This is a genomic window from Deinococcus sp. Leaf326 (assembly GCF_001424185.1).
Taxonomy (GTDB): Bacteria; Deinococcota; Deinococci; order Deinococcales; family Deinococcaceae; genus Deinococcus.
In genome coordinates, this window is the sequence record NZ_LMOM01000043.1 from 230,279 (window position 1) to 246,635 (window position 16,357).

Consider the following 16,357-nt stretch of genomic DNA (forward strand, 5'->3'; position numbering starts at 1 on the left):
GGCGTGGGTGCGGCACGGTAGCGCAGGGCACCTTCGCGTGCGCCGCCGCGCCCCCCGGCTTGACTTCCGCGCCCGTGACCCGTACCTTGTTCTCCGCTGGTCCGGTAGTGTAGCGGTTAGCATATCTGCCTGTCACGCAGAAGGTCGCGGGTTCAAATCCCGTCCGGACCGCCAGCACAAAGCGCCCCTCATGGGGGCGCTTTTTTCATGTTCCGTGACGAACTCGGGGTCCGGCCGCGCCAGATGACACTCTGCGGCCCCCGCCTGTCCTATCATGCGCCCCGGTTTCGCACGGCGTCCGTTGAGTGGGCCTTTTGCCCGGCCCTCTCCGAACCCCGCGCACGGCGAGCCTATCCACATTCTGGGGAGGACGCCACGCATGACTGCCACCAATACCAATTTCTCGACCACCGACGCCGCCGAACTGTACCAAGTGCCCAACTGGGCAGGCGGCTGGTTCCGCGTGTCCGACAAGGGCGCGCTCGAAGTGACCCCCACGCCGGGCCTGCACGCTCCGCTGCGCGCCATCGTGGACGAGATCGTCGACCGCGGCGAGAGCCTGCCGGTCATCCTGCGTTTTCCGCAGGTACTCGCCGGGCGCGTCAAGCACCTCAACGAGGCCTTTCAGTCGGCCATCACCGAGTACAGCTATAGCGGCCACTACCAGGGCGTGTTTCCCATTAAGGTCAACCAGCGCCGCATGGTCGTCGAGTCGGTGGCCGCCGCCGGCTACGACTATGCCCACGGCCTGGAGGCAGGCAGCAAGGCCGAGCTGGCCCTGTGCCTCGCGCAGAAGATGCACCCCGACGCCCTGCTGTGCTGCAACGGCTTCAAGGACGACGGCTTCATCAAGCTGGCCCTGTGGGGCCGCACGCTGGGCAAGAACGTGGTCATCACCATCGAGAAGTTCACGGAGCTCGACCGCATCCTCAAGCAGGCCAGGGCGCTCGGGGTCAAGCCGGCCATCGGCGTGCGCTTCAAGCTGCACGCGCGCGGCTCGGGCCAGTGGGAGGAGTCGGGCGGCGACCAGGCCAAGTTCGGCCTGAACGCCTACGAACTGCTGCGCGTGGTCGAGCGCCTGCGCCAGGAGAACATGCTCGACTCGCTGGTCATGCTGCACACCCACATCGGGTCGCAGATCACCGACATCCGCCGGGTCAAGGTCGCCGTGCGCGAGGCCACGCAGACCTATGCGGGCCTCATCGCGGCGGGCGCGCAGCTCAAGTACCTCAACGTGGGCGGCGGCCTGGGCGTGGACTACGACGGCTCCAAGACGACCTTCTATGCCTCGATGAACTACACGGTCAAGGAGTACGCCGCCGATGTGGTCTACACCGTGCAGGAGGTCTGCAAGGCGAGGAACGTGCCCGAACCCGTGATCGTCTCCGAGTCGGGCCGCGCGCTGACCGCGCACCACGCCGTCCTCATCTTGCCGGTCATCGACGTGACCGGGCCGACCCGTGACCTCGAAAATCTCGCGCCCCCCAGCGCCGACAGCCACCAGGTCGTCAAGGATATGGAGGAGATTCTCGAGAAGATCACGGCGCGTAACTACCGCGAGTCGTACAACGACGCTGTGGGCGACAAGGGCACGCTGCACAACCTCTTCGACCTCGGCTACGTGACGCTGGAGGACCGGGCGCGCGGCGAGGCGCTGTTCAACGCCATCCTCCGCAAGATCGCCAAGCTGATCGCGGGTGAGAAGTACGTTCCCGACGAACTCGAGGACCTGCAAAAAGTCCTGGCCGACAAGTACATCTGCAACTTCTCGCTGTTCCAGAGCTTGCCGGACAACTGGGCCATCCAGGCGCTGTTTCCCATCGTGCCGCTCGACCGCTTGGCCGAGAAGCCCACGCGGCAGGCGACGCTGGTGGACATCACCTGTGACAGCGACGGCAAGATCGAGAAGTTCATCGACCTGCGCGACGTCAAGGCCACGTTGCCCCTGCACGACCCCGGCGACCAGCCCTACTACCTGGGCGTGTTCCTGATGGGCGCGTACCAGGACGTGCTGGGCAGCGCCCACAACCTGTTCGGCAAGGTCAGCGAGGCGCACGTCACGGTGCGGCCCGGCGGGAAGTTCAACATCGACCTCTTCGTGCGCGGCCAGAAGGCGCGGCGCATGATCGAGTCGATGGGCTACGAGGAACCCATGCTGCGCGACGCCATCGAGGACCAAGCCGACGTGGCGATCAAGGCCGGCATCCTGACCACTGACCAGGAAAACGAGCTACTTGAGGCCTACGGTGAGGAGCTGCTGGGCTACACGTACCTGGAGTATGAGAGCTGAGCACTCCGGTGAACTCGCGTCTTGTGCGGTTTGACGAGCGCGGAGCGAGCTGGAGAAAAAAGGGTGCCGGGCGTGAAGTGAGCCGCCCGGCGCCCTTCCGGGTGGTCTACGGGACCCACGGAAGCCGGTGGGCATGATCCCCGTCGCCCACATCACGACCCGCGCGGCGTGGACGGCGGCGCTGGCGGTCGGGGAGTACACCGCCCCTACTCTGGGAACGCAGGGCTTCATCCACGCCTCGCGGCCAGATGCGGGGCAGCTTCTCGCGGTCGCCGACTTCCTGTACCGGGGCCAGCCGGACCTCGTGCTTCTGCTCATCGCCTCCGAGCGGCTTCACTCCGAGCTGCGCTGAGAGGAGTCCGGGCCGGGCAGGGACCTCTTTCCTCATCTCTACGGCCCGGTGAATCTGGACGCGGTGGTCGGGGTCCTGGACTTTCCCCCGGAACCGGACGGTACGTTCCGGCTGCCTGGGTTGCTCCGGGGACCATGAACCCAGGACACAGCGCCCGCACGGGCTGGTGGCCCGTGCGGGCGCTGTGTCTGTGGGGCGTTACTTGTTGCTTTCGGTCGTGGTCGTCGTGGTCGAGGTGCCGGCGGGCTGCCCCGACGGGTCGAAGGTCTTGGTGGTGGTGGTCGACGACGATGAGGAGGTATCGCTGCCCTGGTTGCTGCAACCGGCGAGCAGGAGGGCGGCGGCCAGCAGCGGAAGGAGGCGTTTCATGCCCCCAGTGTCGGACAATTGCCGCCGCGCAGATGAGAGGCGTGAGCCGGAAAATCTTGAGGAGTTCGTCAATTCTGCGTCAGTTCCGGGCAGGCCCAAACCGAACTGGCACGCCGCAGCCCATACAGGGGGCCGCGCCGCGCTACCCTGTACGTTATGTCGGATGCTCTCATCACGCTGGAAATCGAAAAACTTGTAGCGGGAGGCCTGGGTCTGGCCCGTGACGAGTCTGGCGTGGTGCTGGTACGCGGCGCCCTGCCCGGCGAACGTGTCACCGCCCGCCTGCGCGCCGGTAAAGGAGTCCGTCAGGGCGAAGTGGTCGAGGTGCTGCGCCGCAGCCCTGACCGGGTAGACGGCCCCGAGCTTCCCACGGCCGATCTGGCGTTCGCCAGCTACGCGGCGCAGCTCGCCTTCAAACGGGCCTTCGTTGAAGAAGCCCTGACCCGCATCGCCAAGGTGCGGCACACGGTCGGCGAGACGGTGCCCAGCCCGCAGGAGTGGCACTACCGCAATACTGCCCAGTACCTCGTGACGCCGCAGGGCCTGGCCTACCGCGAGCGCCGGGGCCACGGCCCGCAGGCCTTCACCCAGGACCCGCTCGTCATGGAACAGATCCGGGCCGTGGCCGAGCGCCTCGACCCCGCCCACCTCGACCCCGTGACCGAGGTGGCTTTCCGGGCCAGCCAGCTTACCGGCGAGGTCGTCGCGGCGATCATCGGGGCGGGCGAGCCCAAGCAGTTCCTGCGGGCCAGCGACCACCTCATGGACTCGGGGGTGGCCGGCGTGTCGCTGGCGCAGCCGGCAGGGCGGCGCTTCAGCGCGGGCGTACGCCTCGTCGCCGGCGAGAGCGAGATCCGCGAGCAGTTCGGGCGCGTGCAGGTCAGCGTGTCGGCCACCGGCTTCGCTCAGGTGAACCCGGCGGCGGCGGGGCTGGCCTACGTGCGCGCCGCCGAACTGGCGGGTACCGGCGAACACGCCGTGGACCTGTACGGCGGGGCCGGGGCTATCGCGCGCCATCTCTCGCCCAACTTCCGGCGTGTGACGGTGCTCGACAGTTCCTCCGAGGCGCTGTCGCGTGGCCGGCAGGACGTGGCCCTGAGCGGCGAGAAGAACGTCACCTACCGCAGCGGCGACGCGGCCCGGTTCTCCGAACTCGGCACCGACGTGATCGTCGTGGACCCCCCCCGCGCCGGCCTGGAGGCCGAGGCCCGCGAGCAGATCCACGCCTCGACCGCCGACCGCCTCGTGTACGTCTCGTGCGACCCGGCCACCTGGGCGCGCGACATCGGCGAGTTCGCGCGCCGGGGCTGGAAGCTGGGCGAGGTCACCCCGCACGACTTCTACCCCCAGACCTCGCACGTCGAGATCGTGAGCGTCCTCAACCGCTGAGATGACCCCGCCGCAATTGTCCCCGCGGGCCGGCAGGCTGTGGGCCTGGGCACTTGCTGGGGCGGCCGCGTTGCTTCTCGTGGCCGTCATCTCGCTGAGGGTGAGCCACGAGCTCTGGGGCGACGCAGACGAAATGACGGGCAGTTCCCCGGCGTCTCTGGCGGACTGCATCAACTCGCTCGGTCTAGCCTTCGTTGAGATTCCCTCGAAACATCAGGTCCTCGTGCGGCAGGGCGACGTGTGGTGGATAACCAACACCTACGCCTGAGCCATGCTGCACCGCTTCACGGAACGGTTAGAGACGGCCTCAACCCCCGACCCTGCACGGTAGGGTGCAGGCCGTGAACCGTGCCGCTCTGTGTTTCGCCGTGCTGCTGGCACCGCTGCTGGCCGGATGCCAGGACCGGCAGGTCCGCGCCGATCAGGCGGCACTAGCGCAGCGGGTCACGGCGTTGGAGGCTGAGGTACGAGGCCTCAAGGGCCAGGACGCAACCCTTGCGCCTACGCTGCCCGAGGCCAGCGAGGCGACAGCGCGCGCCGCTGCCGGCAACTGCGCGACGGCTCTGGCCCGCGCGCTGGAGACCTACCGCAGCGGCAGCCTGGACACCCGCTACCCCACCCGGACCGAGCTGGCCGCGCCGGACGCCTGCGCGGGACAGCGGGTCGAGTGGACTGCCCTGGAGGCGCAGCGTTACGCCTTCCGGGTGCTGTCGGCCAAGGGCCAGGAACTCGCGCGCCAGAACGGTCCCTGAGCCCGGCTTCCCGGCTCAGTGGCGGTCGGTGCCTGTCACGGTGCGCTGAGTAGTGGGGACAGGTGCAGGTGCGGGCCGGTTGCGGCCCATCAGCCCGAAGAGCCCCAACAGCCCGAGCAGGCCCCAGGGAAAGTCGTTGCCTCTGGGGGCTTCGGTGACGCTGCTGCTCGTGGAGGTGTCGCTGGTGGTCCCCGGCACGGCCGTATCGGTCGTGTCTGTGGAAGTCGTGTCGGCCGGGGTGGTGGTGTCGGTCGTGTCCGGCGCTGTGGTATCGGCCGGGGTAGTCGTGTCGTCCGTGGAGGTCTGGACCTGAACGTAGCCAGGGGTGGGCGCGGTCGCCAGGGCCACCGGGGAAGCGAACAGCAGGGCGAGCGTAAAGGTCATCGTGCGCATAGGAACTCCTTGAGCAGTGAAGCCGGGGCCCCGAGTGCGGGAACCGGATCTGTCTGGCGCCAGTCTGATTCGGAGGACCGCCGCTGCGCTGAGAAGTGGGCTGGGCTGGCCTTTACTCGCCGCAGAGCGGCCCTGAAGTCAAACTCGAGGGCTGTCCTCCAGTTGCATGAACATGCCTTCATCCTTCGGGTACGAGTTGGGCCGCCTCGCCGGACGCTCCGGGACGGAAACCGCGCTAGTGCGCGGCCTGCCAACATCAGATTTCATGTTCCGCCGGTCTGGTGCGGCGCCTTCTGGGAGCGGGGCAGGGGCAAGCCGGTCTCAGGCGTCCGGGGTCATCGCCTGCATGGCGCGCAGGACCGTCGCCATGTGTGTGTCGAGGTCTACGCCGAGCTCACGGGCGCCCTGCTCGACCTCGTCGCGGTTCACCCCGGCCGCAAAGGCCCGGTTCCTGAAGCGCTTCTTCAGGCTGCTCAGTTCGATCCCCCGCACGTCCCTGTCGGGGCGCACGAGGGCGGCGGCCTGCACCAGCCCGGTCAGTTCGTCCACAGCGAACAGGGTCTGCGAGAGCCGGGTGGTGCGCGGCGTGCCTGTGTGGGCCGCGTGGCCCATGACCGCGTCGAGGATCTCGGGGGCCGTGTCGGTGTTTTCTCGCAGGTACGCTACGGCCCAGGCGGGGTGTTCGTCCGGGTGGCGCTCGTAGTCGAAGTCGTGCAGCAGCCCGGCGACGGCGTAGGTCTCCTCGTCCGCCGCCTCGCCCAGGCTGGCCCAGTGGCGGGCATAGGCGCGCATCGCTGCCTCGACGTTCAGCATGTGGCGCCGCAGCGATTCGGAGGGCGTGTGTTCCAGCATCAGGGCGTAGGCCTGCTCGCGGTTCATGCCCCCCAGTCTAGGGTCGGGGACCGTGCCGTGCCGGCTCACCGGAGCAAAACCGCCGCCGGGAAGGTCCGGGCGGCGATGGGGTTGGGGTTGCCCGGCGGGCTTACTGGGCGCCCAGGTACTGCGCCCATACGGGTTGCCAGTGCGCGAACTGGCCGTGGGCGTAGACCCCGAAGCTCGGCGCGCGCGGGCGCGTGCGCAGCGGCATGCCGGCTTCGTCGGGCGTGCGGTTGCCCTTGCGCTGGTTGCACGCGCGGCAGGCGGTGGTCACGTTGTCCCAGCCGTGGCGCCCGCCCCGCGAGCGCGGCATGACGTGGTCGAGCGTGAGGTCGTCGCCGCTGCCGCAGTACTGGCACACGAAGGTGTCGCGACGCAGCACGTTGCGCCGGTTGAACGGCACCGGGTGCACGCGCGGCCGGCGCACGTAGCGCCGCAGCCGGATCACGCTGGGAATCGGCAGGACGGTGCTGGGCGATCGCACCACCTCCTCGCTGTTTTGCAGCACCTCGGCCACGCCGTACTGGAGCAGCGTGATCGCGCGCTTGGCGCTCGTGACGTGCAGCGGTTCGTAGGACGCGTTGAGCACCAAGACGCGCGGCGCGTTCAGGTCCGGCGCCGTGCGCGGTCGTTGGACTTCTTCCCCTCCAGTTCCGGCCGTGTTCATGCCCCATTCTAGGGCGCGGCCATCAGGGAAATGTTGCGCCAGGTGGCTTACGCCGGCCCAGTTCGTTCACGCAGGGACGCGGCCTGGACGGCCGGAGGAGAGACGCGGTCTCCGGGGCCACCGGGGCGTCTCTGGGGTGCGTGTCCGGCCACGTTGTCCGTACCCCGGCTCCAGCCTCAACCGGGGCGCAGGCCGCCGCGCATGAGTTCCAGGGTGCCGTCGGCGATGTACTGCACGGCCAGTGCGCCCAGCAGCACGCCCAGGACGCGCGTGACCACATGCACGCCCGTCACGCCGATGACCCGCCCGATCTGGCCGCTCAGGCGCAGGGCGAGGTAGCACAGCCACAGCACCACGCCCGTCATGGCGAAGACCGCCAGCAGCAGCACCGGGTTGCCGTGCGCCGTGTTCGCCTGGATCATGATGCTCGCCAGCGTGCCCGGCCCCGCGATGAGCGGAATCGCCAGCGGAAACACGCTGATGTCCTGGCGTTCCTGGGCCTCGCGCTCTTCCTCGGGCGTCTCCTTGCTGCCGCTGGGACGCGCGAAGACCATATCCAGCGCGATCATGAACAGCAGGATGCCCCCCGCGATCCGGAAGGCGCTCAGGCTGATGCCCAGGTGTTCGAGCAGCGCCCGGCCCACCAGCCCGAACACCAGGATGATGCCGCCGGCCACCAGGGCCGCCTTGAGGGCGATGCGGCGGCGCTCGAAGGCCGGGCGGTTGCCCGCCAGGCCGATGAAGATGGGCGCCAGCCCGATGGGATCCATGACCACCAGCATGGTCAGAAAGGTCTGCGTGACGATCGCCACGATCTCGGAGGTCATCACGGCCGCGCTCCCTGGTCACTCCGGGGCTGCACCCTGAGTTCGAGCCCCAGCATGTCCAGGATGGCCGAGAGATGCGAGGTCGGTATGCTCTTGCCGCCGCCGACGAACTGCGCGACGGCGGGCTGCGAGATTCCCAGGCGCTCGGCCAGCGCGGTCTGAAAACCGCGTGGCTGCGCCCGAATCTGTTCGCGAAGGTAGTGTTCAGTCTGTTCCCAGTTCATCCGGCCAGACTATCATGTTTATAATCTACAGACTATGATTTGTGTCCTCCTGGCGGGTGACTAGGGGCCGGACACTCCGAGCTGTCATTCGAGATCAAAATACCGGCAAAGTTTGCGCAGTTGTTAAGGAAGAACAAACGTCTCCGAGTAGGCTATGCAGCTCTGCGGGAAAGTATGCAGCGGTAGTGGACTGGATACCGGGCTCAGCTCTGCTTCGCGCCGCCCTGCGCTTCGAGGGCTACGGGCTGCCATTCACGCCATAGGGCGAGGCGGCTCTCGTAGTCGCGGGTGGCGATGGCCAGCGGCGCCTCACCGAAGAACACGCGCAGCGGTGGCTCGGCGGCGTCCACAATCTTCAGGATGGGACTGCGGGTGGCCTGCGGGTCGCCGGGAGCGGCCACGCGGGTCGCGCGCGCCTGCCTCATCTGTTCGTGGACCTCGGCGTAGGCCTCCATGGGCTGCGCGTGTCGGGCCGAGCTGCCGCCCCAGTCGGTGTCGAATCCGCCCGGCTCAATCAGGGTGACGAAGATCCCCAGGGGCCGCACCTCGGTCGCCAGCGCCTGGCTGAAGCCCTCAAGGGCCCACTTGGAGGCGTTGTAGATACCGATGCCCCCGAAGGCGCTGATCCCGCCGATGCTCGACACCTGGATGATGTGGCCGCTGCCCTGCTGGCGCAGAAAGGGCAGCGCCGCCTGCGTGACCCACAACGCCCCGAACACGTTCGTCTCGAACTGGTCGCGCACCTCGGCCTCGCTGAGTTCCTCGATCAGGCCGAACTGTCCGTACCCCGCGTTGTTCACGACGACGTCCAGCCGCCCAAAATGCTCGTGGGCCTGCCTGACGGCCGCAAAGGCCGCCTCGCGGCTGTTCACGTCCAGCGTGAGGGGCAATACCGCGTCGCCGTACTTTTCGGCCAGCCCGTGCAGGCTCGCCGCGTCGCGGGCGGTGGCCGCCACCTTGTCGCCGCGTTCCAGCGCCGCGTCGGCCCACTCGTACCCGAATCCCCTTGACGTCCCCGTGATGAACCAGACCTTGCTCATGTGTGCCTCCCCGGTCCGCCGCTTGCTCGCCGGTCCGTTCTCCAGCGCGGCGCGAACCGTTCGCCGCTCTGGATACGCGCTCTGACAGGCTGGGACGGTAAGGCCGGCAGGTTTCTGAACGCCGGGCCAAGGGAGCGCCCGGCAGGAGGATCAGGGCCGCACGTCGATCTCTAGCGACCCGTCCGCGGCGACGGCCCGGCCGTCCGGGGCCGTCTGGCTGGCCTGCACGCCCGCCGTGAAGGTGTTGATGGGCGCGCCCGCCAGGACCGTCACACGGACCGGAAAGATCTCGCCGACGCGCACCGCCGTCTTGGGCAGCGTGACGACCACGCTGGGCGTGCTGCTCTGGGCACTCAACTGGAACACGCCGGGGTGCGTCTGGGGAGTGTACCCGCCGATCCGGCCGGTCAGGTCGCGCGACTCGCCCGCCCGCAGCGAGAGCGTGCTGACCGAGCGGGTGCCCGGCGCGGCCAGGACCACGTAGCCGCCCGCGCAGCCGGTGGTGCGCAGTTCGCCGATGTCGCGTGCGCCCACGTACAGCGCCGGCATCAGCGAGGCGACGACCAGCCCCAGGCCCAGGGCGGCGCGGCGTGGGCGGCGCCAGCTCAGCGCCGTGAAGCCCAGTCCGCCGGGGCCCAGCAGCAGCGGCATCGCCAGCGAAAGCAGCGTGCGCCCCGCGCACGGCGTGGTGAGCAGGGCGTCGCCCAGGGCGCGTACTCCGAAGGTCAGCAGGGCGCCCAGCCCCCAGCCCAGCAAGAAGGCCGGCAGAAACTCGCGCATCCGGTAGACCGGAAAGGCCGGCGGTTCGGGGGGGGAAGAGAGCGGCGCCGTCATGTCTGCGAGCGTAGCGCCGCGTGGGGGGGACAGGTTGCTCTGCGCAGGTCTCAGGGACCGCCGGGCTGGGGCCGCTCCGGTCGGGGGGCGTCGTCCGGCTCAGCGGGAGCGGCGGCGGGACGCGGCGCGAATACGGCCACGAGCAGCAGGCTCAGGCCACTGACGAGGACGGCCAGGCCGGCCGCTACCCCGGGCCGGCTGTAGCTCAGGGCGTCGAACACGGCCGCCTTGACCCCCGCCGCCGCCATCAGGCCCAGGCCGGCAGTCCACAGGGCGCGCGCCTCCGGGTGGTGACCGGCGCGCGCCCGGAGGCACGCTGCCAGCCCGGTGCCCAGCAGGGCGAGGCTGGAGAGCGTGAGCCAGGGGCCGGCGTCCTGACCGGGCCACAGCAGGGCGACCAGCGGCAGCAGGGCCAGCCACCCGGCCAGCCACAACGCGCGGGCCGGCTGCGCGGGTGGCGGGAGCTGCGCCAGTGCTCCGCGCGCGCCCGGCCACTGGCGCCCGAGCCAGGTCTGCCCTCCCGGCGTGCGGGTCAGGGCCCACACGGCCAGCCCGAGAACCGGGCCCAGCGCGCTGCCCAGGCGGGGTCCGGTTTCCGGAACGTGGTCGGTCAGCCCCTGCACGGTCAGGAACAGCAGGGTACTGACCGCCCCCAGCCCCAGCAGGATGTCGGCGCGCCGCCGGCCCAGGCGCAGCGGGCGCGTGGCCGCCAGCAGGGCGACCAGGGCCAGCGCCGCGCCCCAGTCGCCGGCCACCAGGGCCAGCGCCAGTATGGGCACCAGCAGCGCGAGGGCGGCGGCTTCGGCCCAGGGGCGCGCGCGGCCGGCGCTGCGGCGCGTGGCCAGCAGCGACAGGGCGGCCACAGCACTGCCCAGCAGGGCGGGCCAGCGCAGAGTGTGGTCGCCGGCCCAGACGAGCAGACCTAGGGCGCCCAGCGCCGTTCCCGGTGCCCCGGCCCACCACAGCGTGCGCCGCAGCGCGCCGGACCAGCGCCGACCGGGAAAGAGGCCCGGGGAGAGGCGGCGTAGCGTCCACAGCCCCGCCCCCAGCGCCAGGGTGCCCAGCAGCGCGGGCCAGAGCGGGGGCAGCGAGAGGGCCAGTGCCGCGCTGCACAGGCCCGCGAGCAGCGGGGCGCTCAGGCGGGGGCGGACCGGCCGGGCCACTGGCGCGGACGCCGGCCCTTCCGGCCGTGCGGGGCGGGGGCGCGTGGTCCAGCGGTCGGCCCCCAGTCGCAGCGCGCCTGTCAGGCCCAGCAGGGCCGGCACGGTGGCCGTCCAGCCGCCCGCCGGTGCCGACCACAGGGCGCTGGCCACCAGCACCCCGGCCCCCACCCGCAGCCACAGCCGGCTGCGCCCCCCGGTGCCCAGCGCCAGCAGGGCCAGCCCCAACGAGGCGAGGGCGGCCGCGTCCCCGCGTGGTCCCGTCAGCGCGAGCAGGCCGGCGCCGGCCACGGCGCTGGCGCCGGCCGTCAGGGCGCTGCGCAGCGCCCCCGGCAGCGAGGCTTCGCCGAGATCCCGCCGGGCCGGTTGCGCTCCGGTCCGCCAGGCCCACGCCGCCGCGCCGACCAGGGCCCCCAGGACGGCCAGCGCCAGCCCGGTGGCCGCCACCGGAAGCGGCCGCAGTTCCAGCACGGTGCCCACGGCGGCGGCCGTCAGCACCTGCGGCGCGAGGGTCGCCCAGCCCACCGCGAGGGGCAGAGGCCCGGCGCCGTGGGCGCTGTCAGCCTGCCGGGTACGCAGCAGGGTCAGGGCCGGGGCCAGTGCCAGCACCCCGAAGCCCACCCAGAAGGCCAGGGCCCAGGGCTGCGGCCCGGCGGGGCCGCTCAGCAGCAGGACCTCGGCAATCAGTCTCCGGCCCCCCGGATCACCGGCGAGGGTCGGCAGCCCCAGGCTGTCTCGCCCCCAGGCCGGCAGGTGGCTGAACGACGCGGCAGCCCAGCCTACCGGGACCGCGCCCGCCACGCCCAGCGTGAGGGCCAGCGCGGCGTCGTGACCGGGCGTGGCCCCGGCCCCAGGGCCCTGCGCCTCGCCCGTTTCCCGACGGGGCCACACGGCAGCGGCCGCCAGGACCAGCGTCAGCCCGGCGGCCGGAATCGACCAGCGGCCCAGGTCGTCGGCGAGCATCCAGACGCTCAGGGCCGCGCCGCCTACCGCCAGCGCCCCCAGCAGGGGTTCGTCGCGGCGGCGGCTGTCCCATACGAGCGCCGCGCTCAGGGCCAGCAGCCCCAGCAGCGCCGCGGCGGGGCCCCAGGGACCGGGCAACCACACGAGGCGCTGCGCCGTACCCCCCAGGCCCAGGGCCGTGACCCCGTAGCCCAGTCCGCGCAGCGCCCCCGACACCGGCCAGGGCACCAGGCGCGCCGTGGCGTACAGCAGCCCCCCGAAGGCGAAGACAGCCAGCAGCAGCGTCCAGCCGGGCAGGCCCAGGGCCCGCAGCGTGAAGGCCAGTCCTCCCAGGACCAGCGCGCCCCCCAGCACACTGATGCGCGCCCGGCTGTATTCCGGTGCCCACAGCGCAGAGCTGCCCCGGCGCCCGGGCCGTGGAGGTCTGGGCCGTGGGGTTCTGGGCGGCGCCTCGCCGGGCCAGACGGGGGGGAGGTCGGCAGCCGGGGGCGGCGCCGCGCCGGGCGCCCCGCTGTTCACCGGCTGCGCCTCCTCTTCCGGCGGGGGCCGCAGACGAAGGAGCAGCGCCCGGTGGGCCGCTTCCAGGCGCGCCAGCCGCTCCTGCGTCTCGTCCGCGCGGCGCAGGGCCTCGCGCGCCTGGGCAAAGGCGATGACCGCCATGAGCAGCGCCACCACGGTGAGGGCAACCATAAGGCAGCTTACGGGGCCGGGCAGGCCGGTGGGGCGCAGATGGAACGCGGCCCAGGACAAGTCGAAGTCCTGAGCCGCGTTGCCTTGTTGGTCGGTGCTAGTTGGCCGCGCGCTCGGCGCAGCCGGGGCACACGCCCATGAATTCCAGGCGGACGTCGGTCACCTGAAAGCCGCTGGGCAGCGCGGCTTTGGGCAGGTAGGGCAGCGCGCCGACCTCCACGTCAAAAATCGCTCCGCAGCCCCGGCACACGGCGTGGTGGTGTTCCTCACCCTCGTGGCGGTAGTCGTAGCGCGTGGCCTGCCCGGCGCGCTCAATGGTGACCAGAACGCCGTCGCGGACGAGTGCGTCGAGGGTCCGGTACACGGTGCCCAGGCTCACGCTGGGCAGTTGCGTGCGCACGGCCGCGTGGACCCCAGCCGCGTCGGGATGGGCACGCGACGTCCGCAGAACCTCGATCACCGCCGCGCGCTGCTTGGTTTGCCGCACCATCGTCATAATGCCGCACTCTAGCAAACCCCCCCCAACCCTGCCGGAACCTCGCTCACGGTGCGCCGGGAGGCGGTAGAGCGCCGATCTCTGTACCGGGTTCAGTTGCCTTTCGTTCGGCTTTTCCCGTAGAACACTGAACCGAATGCCCCAGCGTCTGCTTCCCCTGCTCAGCGACCGGCCCCAGTCGGGCGAGACGCTGGGCGCGCGTCTGGGCGTAAACCGCGTGACGGTCAGTACCCTGGCCCACCGCCTGCAGGAAGACGGGGTGCCCCTGCGGATCTCGCGTGCCGGCTACGCCCTCGACCCCGGGACGCCGACCCCGGCGCTGGTCGAAGTGCGCGGCGAATTTGGACGGGCCATGCGCTACGCCGGAACGGTCGTCAGTACCCAGGACGAGATCCGTGCCTGGGCCGACGAGGTGGGCGAGCCCGCCCCGCACGGCGCGGTGTTTGTGGCCGAGCGCCAGACCGGGGGCCGGGGCCGGCGGGGCCGCGCCTGGGACACCCGCAGCGGAGTGCTGGTCTTCAGCGTGCTGCTGCGCCGCGACCTGTCGCTGGCCGAGCTGGCCCTGGCCCCGCTGGCGGCCGGGGTCGCCCTGCACGCGGCGGCGACGCGGGGGGTGCCCGATCTGCCCCTGGGCCTGAAATGGCCCAACGACCTGCTCGCGCCGGGCGGGCGCAAGGTGGCGGGCATCCTGCTCGAGGCCGAGCTGCGCGGCGAGGAGGCGCGCCGGGCGGTGCTGGGCATCGGCGTGAACGTCGCGTCGGCCCCGCCCAGCGCAGCGCACCTGGGCGAGTGGCGCCCCGGCCTGACCCGTGCCGAGCTGCTGGGCGACACGCTCGCGGCGCTGGAGCACTGGCTGACGCAGCCCCCCGGCACCGTCCTGGACGCCTGGCGCGCCGCGAGCGTGACTCTGGGCCGCGCGGTCGAGGTCGCCACGCCGCGTGGCCTGGTCGCGGGCTTGGCTGAGGATCTCGACACCAGCGGCAGCCTGCTCGTCCGCAGCGCCTCCGGCACTCTGCACACCGTCAGCGCCGGGGACGTGCAGCTCGTCGGCGCGCTTTCGCCCTCTTTCCCCTCTCAAGGAGACCTGCCATGACCCAGACCATCTATCCCACCCTGTCCCGCACGCTGGCCCCCGCCCGCAGCCTCACCCGCAACCTGCTGCTTGTGGCGGGCGGCGCGGCTTTCGTCTTGCTGCTCGCGCAGGCCGAACTGCCCCTCCAGCCGGTGCCAGTCACTCTTCAGACCCTCGGCGTGCTGCTGGTCGGCGCGGCCTTGGGCTGGAAACGCGGCTTCGCGGCGCTGGCGCTGTACCTCGCGCTGGGCGCGGCAGGCCTGCCGGTCTTTTCGGGCGGCAGCGGCACCTTCGCCAAATTCCTGGGGCCGACCGGTGGCTACCTGCTGAGCTACCCGCTGGCCGCCGCGCTCGTGGGCTTCCTGGCGCAGCGCTTCGGGCTGGACCGCCGGGTGTGGGGCGCAGCTCTGGCCATGCTGGCGGGCAGCGCCGTCATCTACGCACTGGGTCTGCCCTGGCTGGGCGCCGTGACCGGCCTGCGCGGGTCGGCGCTGTTGCACGCAGGCCTCACGCCGTTCGTATTGGGCGACGCGCTCAAGCTGGGGCTGGCCGCCCTGCTGCTGCCGGGGGTCTGGCGTTTTTTTAATAAAACCCATTTACGCTAGAGGACTGAACTAGTCTAAGTTGCACCTATGAATAAATATTTGTTGAGAAATGTATTTGTGGCCGGCGGGGAGCCGAGCCTAACTTACAATCCTAGGGAGAATCTATCTCTCGAAGAAAAGATTAGGGATTATTTGGAAGAGAGATCAAGGATACTTTCGATATCCGGCCCCACCAAGTCGGGTAAAACAGTACTTGTTAGAAGAATAATCCCCAAGGGACAGGCCTGTGGGTCCCTGGGGGACAGATATCTACTGAAGCGGAGTTTTGGATATTTGTTAATGAGTACTTTGGAGGAGAGGAGACATTTCATAAGGAGGAGGGTACACAAATATCAAACTCTTTAACCCACGAAGGAGATGTGGGAGTGCGCCCAGGCGGAGTCGGAGCTGGCTTCAAGACATCTAACCAAGCGAATAAAATAGATACTACTAAAACATCAAAAAGCTGGAAAATTAATCCCAAGAATAGGGCTATAGAAAATCTTATCTCCTCTGAAATTCCCCTTGTAATAGATGATTTTCATTATATTCCGCAAGATGAGCAGAGAAAGATAGTTAGAGCTCTCAAGGAACCTATATTTGATGGACTCGCGGTAGTGGCCTTATCTGTACCACATAGGACGTTTGACACAATCAGGGCAGAGTGAGAGATGACTGGTAGGGTTACACAACTTAATATACCCCTATGGAGTACCCAAGAGCTGGATGAGATTGCAAAATTTGGCTTTGCTGCTCTTAATGTGGTCCTGGACTCCAAGGATGTTAGCCGGTTATCCGAGGAGAGCTTTGGAAGTCCTCATCTAATGCAAGAGTTTTGTAAACAAATATGTAAGATAAATGGTGTTAAAGAAACTTTAGAAGAATCGAAAAAACTAGCTCCGCCTGAGGATCGGATTAACTTTTTTAGAGAGAGAGCGAATGAGGCGTCAAAGCCAGCATTCGATAGGTTGGCAATGGGTCCTAGGCAAAGGTCAGACAGGAAGCAACGTGATTTGCGTGATGGTGGTGAGGCCGATATTTACATTGCTGTTCTTAGAGCCATAGCTGATACGGGACCTAAGGTTGAGTTAACCTACGAGGAAATTAGAAGTTCTTTAAGAAACGTTTTAAATGAAATGCCCCAAGCGCATGAAGTCTCTAGAGTTCTGGAAAAGATGACTGATATTGCTAAGCTGGAAAAAGGTCAAGGCGAACCCGTTCTAGACTGGTACGAAGGCAAGCTGCATATATCTGATCCCTTTTTCGCCTATTACCTTAAATGGGCGGCAAGAACAAACTTAGAATAGTATAAATTGAGGGGCATTCTTCTATTTTAGAGAATGCCCCTCAATTTACAAATTTTCAAGGAGAAGCATTTG

At 68.8% G+C, this 16,357-nt stretch carries 19 protein-coding genes, 1 tRNA gene and 1 pseudogene; 11 read left to right on the forward strand and 10 right to left on the reverse strand.

What is annotated here, in order from left to right; translation table 11 throughout:
• Nucleotides 1–98 precede the first annotated feature (98 nt).
• From ASF71_RS14680 to ASF71_RS25820, 3 genes and pseudogenes are all read left to right on the forward strand, one after another.
• Nucleotides 99–174 (forward strand) — tRNA-Asp (locus ASF71_RS14680).
• Between the two features lie 205 nt (nt 175–379).
• A complete protein-coding gene (gene speA, locus ASF71_RS14685) occupies nt 380–2,290 on the forward strand; it encodes a biosynthetic arginine decarboxylase (RefSeq protein ID WP_056301588.1) in 1,911 nt (636 codons plus the stop codon).
• A gap of 133 nt (nt 2,291–2,423) precedes the next feature.
• Nucleotides 2,424–2,780, forward strand: a pseudogene (locus ASF71_RS25820) (DUF952 domain-containing protein).
• A 60-nt stretch (nt 2,781–2,840) separates the two neighbouring features.
• On the opposite strand, the gene ASF71_RS22910 reads toward ASF71_RS25820, so the two are convergent.
• Nucleotides 2,841–3,011 (reverse strand): hypothetical protein, encoded by a 171-nt coding sequence (locus ASF71_RS22910; protein WP_235514491.1) that lies wholly within the window; start codon nt 3,009–3,011, stop codon nt 2,841–2,843.
• A 156-nt stretch (nt 3,012–3,167) separates the two neighbouring features.
• Between ASF71_RS22910 and ASF71_RS14695 the strand changes: the two genes are divergently transcribed.
• From ASF71_RS14695 to ASF71_RS14705, 3 genes are all read left to right on the forward strand, one after another.
• Nucleotides 3,168–4,400 carry a class I SAM-dependent RNA methyltransferase gene (locus ASF71_RS14695; RefSeq protein ID WP_056301590.1) on the forward strand — a complete coding sequence of 411 codons (1,233 nt, stop codon included), beginning with the start codon at nt 3,168–3,170 and terminating at the stop codon, nt 4,398–4,400.
• A gap of 133 nt (nt 4,401–4,533) precedes the next feature.
• A complete protein-coding gene (locus tag ASF71_RS25570) occupies nt 4,534–4,668 on the forward strand; it encodes a hypothetical protein (protein ID WP_255354745.1) in 135 nt (44 codons plus the stop codon).
• A gap of 73 nt (nt 4,669–4,741) precedes the next feature.
• Nucleotides 4,742–5,152, forward strand: a complete 411-nt coding sequence (locus ASF71_RS14705) for a hypothetical protein (protein WP_235514492.1) — start codon at nt 4,742–4,744, stop codon at nt 5,150–5,152.
• Between the two features lie 15 nt (nt 5,153–5,167).
• Here the strand turns inward: ASF71_RS14705 and ASF71_RS14710 are convergent, their stop codons facing one another.
• The 9 genes from ASF71_RS14710 to ASF71_RS14750 all read right to left on the reverse strand — a co-directional run bounded on the left by ASF71_RS14710 (nt 5,168) and on the right by ASF71_RS14750 (nt 13,322).
• Nucleotides 5,168–5,545, reverse strand: coding sequence for a hypothetical protein (locus tag ASF71_RS14710; RefSeq protein WP_056301593.1), 378 nt, complete (start codon nt 5,543–5,545; stop codon nt 5,168–5,170).
• A 321-nt stretch (nt 5,546–5,866) separates the two neighbouring features.
• On the reverse strand, nt 5,867–6,424 hold the full coding sequence (locus ASF71_RS14715; RefSeq protein ID WP_056301595.1) for an HD domain-containing protein: 558 nt from the start codon (nt 6,422–6,424) through the stop codon (nt 5,867–5,869).
• Between the two features lie 103 nt (nt 6,425–6,527).
• A complete protein-coding gene (locus tag ASF71_RS14720) occupies nt 6,528–7,088 on the reverse strand; it encodes an HNH endonuclease (RefSeq protein ID WP_056301597.1) in 561 nt (186 codons plus the stop codon).
• 176 nt (nt 7,089–7,264) lie between these two features.
• Nucleotides 7,265–7,915, reverse strand: a complete 651-nt coding sequence (locus ASF71_RS14725; RefSeq protein ID WP_056301598.1) for a MarC family protein — start codon at nt 7,913–7,915, stop codon at nt 7,265–7,267.
• Nucleotides 7,915–8,139, reverse strand: coding sequence for a transcriptional regulator (locus ASF71_RS14730; protein ID WP_056301600.1), 225 nt, complete (start codon nt 8,137–8,139; stop codon nt 7,915–7,917). The genes ASF71_RS14725 and ASF71_RS14730 overlap by 1 nt, the downstream gene beginning before the upstream one ends.
• Before the next feature lie 203 nt (nt 8,140–8,342).
• Nucleotides 8,343–9,179 carry an SDR family oxidoreductase gene (locus ASF71_RS14735; RefSeq protein ID WP_056301602.1) on the reverse strand — a complete coding sequence of 279 codons (837 nt, stop codon included), beginning with the start codon at nt 9,177–9,179 and terminating at the stop codon, nt 8,343–8,345.
• A gap of 150 nt (nt 9,180–9,329) precedes the next feature.
• Nucleotides 9,330–10,013, reverse strand: coding sequence for a hypothetical protein (locus ASF71_RS14740; RefSeq protein WP_235514493.1), 684 nt, complete (start codon nt 10,011–10,013; stop codon nt 9,330–9,332).
• Nucleotides 10,014–10,063: 50 nt separating this feature from the next.
• A complete protein-coding gene (locus ASF71_RS24545; protein WP_056301603.1) occupies nt 10,064–12,826 on the reverse strand; it encodes a hypothetical protein in 2,763 nt (920 codons plus the stop codon).
• Nucleotides 12,827–12,923: 97 nt separating this feature from the next.
• The gene (locus ASF71_RS14750; protein ID WP_056301606.1) at nt 12,924–13,322 is read right to left on the reverse strand and encodes a Fur family transcriptional regulator; all 399 of its coding nucleotides are present in this window, start codon (nt 13,320–13,322) and stop codon (nt 12,924–12,926) included.
• A 136-nt stretch (nt 13,323–13,458) separates the two neighbouring features.
• On the opposite strand from ASF71_RS14750, the gene ASF71_RS14755 reads away from it, so the two are divergent.
• From ASF71_RS14755 to ASF71_RS23905, 5 genes are read left to right on the forward strand one after another with little or no spacing between them, the layout of a single operon-like run.
• Nucleotides 13,459–14,415 carry a biotin--[acetyl-CoA-carboxylase] ligase gene (locus ASF71_RS14755; protein ID WP_056301608.1) on the forward strand — a complete coding sequence of 319 codons (957 nt, stop codon included), beginning with the start codon at nt 13,459–13,461 and terminating at the stop codon, nt 14,413–14,415.
• Nucleotides 14,412–14,999, forward strand: coding sequence for a biotin transporter BioY (locus ASF71_RS14760; RefSeq protein ID WP_056301611.1), 588 nt, complete (start codon nt 14,412–14,414; stop codon nt 14,997–14,999). Before ASF71_RS14755 ends, ASF71_RS14760 begins: the two co-directional genes overlap by 4 nt.
• A gap of 27 nt (nt 15,000–15,026) precedes the next feature.
• On the forward strand, nt 15,027–15,344 hold the full coding sequence (locus ASF71_RS23895) for a hypothetical protein (protein WP_156372841.1): 318 nt from the start codon (nt 15,027–15,029) through the stop codon (nt 15,342–15,344).
• Between the two features lie 14 nt (nt 15,345–15,358).
• Complete coding sequence (locus ASF71_RS23900) at nt 15,359–15,646, forward strand: hypothetical protein (protein WP_156372842.1); 288 nt, start codon at nt 15,359–15,361, stop codon at nt 15,644–15,646.
• Nucleotides 15,647–15,649: 3 nt separating this feature from the next.
• Nucleotides 15,650–16,285, forward strand: a complete 636-nt coding sequence (locus tag ASF71_RS23905; RefSeq protein ID WP_156372843.1) for a hypothetical protein — start codon at nt 15,650–15,652, stop codon at nt 16,283–16,285.
• The last annotated feature ends 72 nt before the right edge of the window (nt 16,286–16,357 follow it).